Source organism: Stenotrophomonas sp. 3diitr2024 (genome assembly GCF_042136455.1).
GTDB lineage: Bacteria > Pseudomonadota > Gammaproteobacteria > Xanthomonadales > Xanthomonadaceae > Stenotrophomonas > Stenotrophomonas sepilia.
In genome coordinates this window covers 1-5,567 of sequence record NZ_JBHHMJ010000398.1, presented here as the reverse complement: position 1 = coordinate 5,567, position 5,567 = coordinate 1, and the positions used below count along the sequence as shown (strand labels likewise).

The following is a 5,567-nucleotide window of genomic DNA, read 5'->3' as shown; positions in this document are numbered from 1 at the left end:
AACTCCACGGCTTGGTGCTTGAACTCATCGGTATAGCTACGACGGGTGATACGGGACATAAGGGACCTCCAAGTGCGATCAAAGTATCGCTTCTTGGCGTCCGCTGACGGGGGGCCAGATCAGTGAGCCGCATGGATGCGGCGGCCAAGCCTCCAGGGATGGATTCACGGCGTCTCCCGCGAACCCAACCCGCCCGACCCAGCGCGGCTTTTTGCTCTTCGCGACCAACCGACCCGCCACGAGGGGCTCAGCCGTTGGCCGAAACCCTCACAGTGCCGCGCGGATCCGCTCGCGCAGCGCTTCCAGATCCTTGGCAAACGCATCGATGCCGGTCGCCAGCTTCTCGGTGGCCATCGGATCGGCCGCCAGGTCCGCCGCGAACTTCGCCGCATCGATCGGGGTCACCGCCGTGCCATCGGCTGCACCGGCTACCAGCTTGCGCGGCAGCTCGCCGTGGTCGGCGTCCAGCTTCTCCAGCAGGTCCGGCGAGATCGTCAGGCGGTCGCAGCCGGCCAGTGCTTCGATCTGCGCGGTCGAACGGAACGAGGCGCCCATCACCACTGTCGGCGAACCGCGACGCTTGAATTCGGCATACACGCCGCGCACGAACTTCACGCCCGGGTCTTCATCGATGGTGGCCGGGGCCTGGCCGTTGGCCACGTACCAGTCCAGGATGCGGCCGACGAACGGCGAGATCAGGAACGCCCCGGCTTCGCTGCAGGCCAGCGCCTGGGTCGGGTTGAAGATCAGGGTCAGGTTGCAGTCGATACCCTCGGCCTGCAGGATGCGCGCGGCTTCCACGCCTTCCCAGGTCGCGGCGATCTTGATCAGGATCTTCTCGCGCGGCACGCCGGCATCGGCGTACATCTGGATGAACTGGCGGGCCTTGGCCACGGTGGCAGCGGTGTCGTGAGCCAGGTCGGCATCCACCTCGGTGGACACCCGGCCCGGCACCAGCGTGCTCAGCAGCGCGCCGACGCCGATGGTCAGGCGGTCGGCCACGGCGTGCACCACGGCTTCGCGGTCGCCACTCTGCTGGCGGCCCCAGGCCAGTTCGCGTTCGATCAGCTCGGCGTAGACCGGCAGGTCCAGCGCCTTCTTCACCAGGGTCGGATTGGTGGTGCAGTCCACCGGCTGCAGGCGCTTGATCGCCTCGTAGTCACCGGTATCGGCAACGACCACGGACAGTTCGCGCAGCTGGGACAGTTTGGACGGGGTACTCATTACGGCTCCTGGGGCAGGGGGATCGAATCGCGCGCGGTGCGCAGCGGTAATCAGGGGCGGTCGTTGTGGACCGCGGTCACGCGCAGGCGCAGCTTGCGGCCACCGGGCGCGTTCCAGTCGATGCTCTGGCCGATCGAAAGGCCGAGCAGGGCACTGCCGACCGGGGCCAGCACGGAAACCTTGCCTTCATCGACGTTGGCTTCGCGGGGGAAGACCAGGGTCAGGACGTGCTTCTCGCCCGACACTTCATCTTCGCACTCCACGCGCGAATGCATCATGACGATGCCTTCGGGAATCTGGTCCGGTGCCAGCACGGTGGCCCGGTTGAGTTCTTCAGCAAGCGCGAGCGCGGCAGGCGTCTGGCTCAGCGCAGGGGATTCGAGCATGGCGTCCAGGCGGTCCATGTCGAAGGTGGAAACGGTGATCGACGGCGGCAGGCCGCTGGCGGTACTCATGGTGAAGCTCCTTGGTTGAAAGCCATGCAAAAGGCGGCACCTGCTGGCGCCGCCTGTCTGTATTGTGGGGACAAATGCGGCCGGAATCGACTCCTGCCGATTCCAGGCCGGTACTGCGGGGGGCTCAGCCGTTCAGCGCGGGGCCGGGCAGGGCCGGTGCATCGCTGCCGGCATCGAGCGCCTCCAGCGTGAACAGCGCCTGCGGCAGACGCTTGAACTGGTCGGCCAGGTCCATCAGGAAGTCGTTCATGGCCGAGCTGCGGCGCCAGATCATGGCGATGCGGCGGCTGGGACGGCCTTCGCCGGTGAAGTCGAGCAGGCGGATGTTGTTCGAGCGCGGCACTGGCGGCTGCACCGACAGGCTCGGCAGCAGGGTGATGCCGACGTCGGCGGCGACCATCTGCCGCAGCGTTTCCAGGCTGGTGGCGCGGAACTCGGACTTCTCGTTGGCGCCGAACAGGCGGCAGACTTCCAGCGCCTGGTCGCGCAGGCAATGGCCGTCCTCCAGCAGCAGCAGCTTCTGCGTGGCCAGTTCCTGCACGTCCAGGTGCTCGCGACGTGCCAGCGGGTGGCGACCGGAGACGGCCAGCAGGAACGGTTCCTCGAACAGGAACTCGGCATGCAGCTGGTCGTCGATCACCGGCAGCGCCAGCAATGCAGCGTCGAGCTTGCCTTCGCGCAGGCGGTCCAGCAGCACATCGCTCTTTTCCTCGACCAGCAGCAGTTCCAGCTCCGGGAAGCGCTCGCGGATGCGCGGGATCACATGCGGCAGCAGGTACGGGCCGAGGGTCGGGAAGATCCCCAGGCGCACCGTACCGGCTTCCGGATCGCGGCTGCGTCGCGCCGCTTCCTTCAGCTGTTCCACTTCGGACACGATCACCCGCGCCCGTGCGGCCGCTTCCTGGCCGGCCGGGGTCAGCATCACCTTGCGCGGTGCGCGTTCCACCAGCGGCAGGCCGAGCTCTTCCTCCAGCTTGCGGATCTGCGTGGACAACGTCGGCTGGCTGACAAAGCAGGAAGCGGCAGCCCGGCCGAAATGCTTGTGGTCGGCCAGGGCTACCAGGTACTTCAGATCACGTAGGTTCATCCTTACACCCCAGGGGTAACGGACCGGCTGACGGCGTGGTTACCCGACAGGCAGACAATGTTCCCGGTGATCTGGGAACGGTGGATCAGGCCGCTTCAGCAACGGCACCGCTGCTGTTGCTCACCGACGAGCGGATCAGGTGGTCGAACGCGCTCAGTGCGGCGGTGGAACCGGCGCCCATGGCGATGATGATCTGCTTGTAGGGCACCGTCGTGCAATCGCCAGCAGCAAACACACCCGGCAGGTTGGTCTGGCCGCGATCGTCGATGACGATCTCGCCACGCGGCGACAGCGCCACCACATCCTTCAGCCACTCGGTGTTGGGCAGCAGGCCGATCTGCACGAAGATGCCTTCCAGCTCGACGCGGTGGGCATCGCCGCCGATGCGGTCCTTGTAGACCAGGCCGGTGACCTTGCTGCCGTCGCCGAGCACTTCGGTGGTCTGTGCGCTGGTCAGCACGGTGACGTTGCCCAGGCTGCGCAGCTTCTTCTGCAGCACTTCGTCGGCACGCAGGCTGGAATCGAACTCCAGCAGGGTTACATGCGACACGATGCCGGCCAGGTCGATGGCCGCTTCCACACCGGAGTTGCCGCCGCCGATCACCGCCACGCGCTTGCCCTTGAACAGCGGACCATCGCAGTGCGGGCAGTAGGCCACGCCCTTGTTGCGGTACTGGTCCTCGCCCGGCACGTTCATCTGCCGCCAGCGCGCGCCGGTGGACAGGATCACCGAACGCGACTTCAGCACCGCGCCGTTCTCCAGCTGCACCTGCACCAGGCCGTCTTCGCCGGCCGGCACCAGCGCACTGGCGCGCTGCAGGTTCATGATGTCCACGTCGTACTCGCGCACATGCTGCTCCAGCGCCGTGGCCAGCTTCGGGCCTTCGGTTTCCTTCACCGAGATGAAGTTCTCGATCGCCATGGTGTCCAGCACCTGGCCACCGAAGCGCTCGGCAGCGATGCCGGTACGGATGCCCTTGCGCGCGGCATAGATCGCCGCTGCGGCGCCAGCCGGGCCACCACCGACCACCAGTACGTCGAAAGCATCCTTGGCGGCGATCTTCTCGGCATCGCGCTTGCTGGCATTGGTGTCCAGCTTGGCCACGATCTGCTCGAGGGTCATGCGGCCCTGGTCGAACACTTCACCGTTGAGGTACACGGTCGGCACCGACATGATCTCGCGCTTCTCGACTTCGTCCTGGAACAGCGCACCATCGATGGCCACGTGCTGGATGCGTGGGTTGAGTACCGCGGCCAGGTTCAGCGCCTGCACCACGTCCGGGCAGTTCTGGCAGGACAGCGAGAAGTAGGTTTCGAACTTGTATTCACCTTCCAGGTTCTGCACCTGCTCGATCAGCTCGGCGGTGGCCTTGGACGGGTGGCCGCCGACCTGCAGCAGGGCCAGCACCAGCGAGGTGAACTCGTGACCCATCGGCAGGCCGGCGAAGGTCAGGTGGATGTCCTGGCCCGGCGTGCCCAGGTCGAAGGACGGCACGCGGCCCTGGCCATCGCGCAGGACCTGCAGCGTGATCTTGTTCGACAGGTTTTCCAGGGTCTGCAGCAGTTCCAGCATTTCCTGCGACTTGGCGCCGTCGTCGGCGTGCGCGGTGATCTGGATCGGGCGGGTCACGCGCTCCAGATAGGTCTTCAGCTGCGACTGCAGGTTGGCGTCCAACATCGGGTCATCTCCTGGCTTCAGGCAAACAGGGGGCGTGGCACCGCTGTAGAAGGTAGCGGACCAGCAGGGGGTAGGGGTGAACCCAAGACAGCGACCGTGGAAGGGGCTGGCTGGCCAAGGCGGGCGAGCGTTGGCTGTCTTGGGTTCACCCCCACGCCGGCGGGGGGACCGGCACGGGGATGAAGGGCGCGCCGTGGCGTGGGGCCACGGCAGGCCGGTACTGCTTTAGATCTTGCCGACCAGGTCCAGCGACGGGGTCAGGGTCTTCTCGCCTTCCTTCCACTTGGCCGGGCAGACCTGGTTCGGGTTGGCGGCGGTGAACTGGGCAGCCTTGAGCTTGCGCAGGGTCTCGGACACGTCACGGGCGATCTCGTTGGAGTGGATCTCCAGGGTCTTGATCACGCCTTCCGGGTTGATGATGAAGGTGCCGCGCAGGGCCAGGCCTTCTTCTTCAATGTGCACGCCGAAGGCGCGGGTCAGCTGGTGGGTCGGGTCGCCGACCAGCGGGAACTGGGCCTTGCCGACGGCCGGCGAGGTCTCGTGCCACACCTTGTGCGAGAAGTGGGTGTCGGTGGTGACGATGTAGACCTCGGCGCCGGCCTTCTTGAACTCGGCGTAGTGGTCAGCGGCGTCTTCGATCTCGGTCGGGCAGTTGAAGGTGAAGGCGGCCGGCATGAAGATCAGGACGGACCACTGGCCCTTCAGGCTGGCGTCGGAAACCTTGATGAACTCGCCGTTGTGGTAGGCGTTGGCTTCGAACGGCTGGATCTGGGTATTGATGAGGGACATCATTTTTCCTCTTGGTGAAGGGGAGTGGGTGAATCGACAGGAGCTAGGTTACCCATTCGCTCGCGATAAGAACAATCCATTGATTGCATCTATTTGATAGATGAAGTCTATCAAATGGCCATGAGCAGGCACTGAACCCTGCCGCTCCCATCCTGCAACTGCTTGTGTGACAAGGAAAATCGATCGGGACGTGTGAAGAGGGCTGATAGCCCCTCCTTATACCCTCTGGCGAAACCTGAACGGATTCCAGCTTTTTGTAGCGTCGAGCCATGCTCGACGGTGGATCTGTAGAGCCGAGCCGATGCTCGGCTGTTCCAGCAGCAGCCGAGCATCG

5 protein-coding genes are annotated in these 5,567 nt (G+C 65.3%); all 5 read right to left on the bottom strand.

The genetic code is table 11. The features are described from left to right. Positions 1 to 267: 267 nt before the first annotated feature. On the bottom strand, positions 268 to 1,224 hold the full coding sequence (locus tag ABGA94_RS09970) for a transaldolase (RefSeq protein ID WP_111129202.1): 957 nt from the start codon (positions 1,222 to 1,224) through the stop codon (positions 268 to 270). Positions 1,225 to 1,274: 50 nt separating this feature from the next. Next, complete coding sequence (gene rnk / locus ABGA94_RS09965; protein WP_005408156.1) at positions 1,275 to 1,679, bottom strand: nucleoside diphosphate kinase regulator; 405 nt, start codon at positions 1,677 to 1,679, stop codon at positions 1,275 to 1,277. Between the two features lie 124 nt (positions 1,680 to 1,803). Next, a complete protein-coding gene (locus tag ABGA94_RS09960) occupies positions 1,804 to 2,766 on the bottom strand; it encodes a LysR substrate-binding domain-containing protein (RefSeq protein ID WP_049414506.1) in 963 nt (320 codons plus the stop codon). An 85-nt stretch (positions 2,767 to 2,851) separates the two neighbouring features. Then, entirely contained in the window at positions 2,852 to 4,444 is a 1,593-nt protein-coding gene (gene ahpF / locus ABGA94_RS09955) for an alkyl hydroperoxide reductase subunit F (RefSeq protein ID WP_375367176.1), read from the bottom strand. Between the two features lie 225 nt (positions 4,445 to 4,669). Beyond that, positions 4,670 to 5,233: an alkyl hydroperoxide reductase subunit C gene (ahpC, locus tag ABGA94_RS09950; RefSeq protein ID WP_005415368.1), complete on the bottom strand. Its 564-nt coding sequence runs from the start codon at positions 5,231 to 5,233 to the stop codon at positions 4,670 to 4,672. Positions 5,234 to 5,567 lie beyond the last annotated feature (334 nt).

Excerpts from the sequence above, each read along its gene's own strand:
- ABGA94_RS09970 (WP_111129202.1), bottom strand. The coding sequence starts at position 1,224 with ATGAGTACCCCGTCCAAACTGTCCCAGCTGCGCGAACTGTCCGTGGTC.
- ahpF (WP_375367176.1), bottom strand. The coding sequence starts at position 4,444 with ATGTTGGACGCCAACCTGCAGTCGCAGCTGAAGACCTATCTGGAGCGC.
- rnk (WP_005408156.1), bottom strand. The coding sequence starts at position 1,679 with ATGAGTACCGCCAGCGGCCTGCCGCCGTCGATCACCGTTTCCACCTTC.
- ABGA94_RS09960 (WP_049414506.1), bottom strand. The coding sequence starts at position 2,766 with ATGAACCTACGTGATCTGAAGTACCTGGTAGCCCTGGCCGACCACAAG.
- ahpC (WP_005415368.1), bottom strand. The coding sequence starts at position 5,233 with ATGTCCCTCATCAATACCCAGATCCAGCCGTTCGAAGCCAACGCCTAC.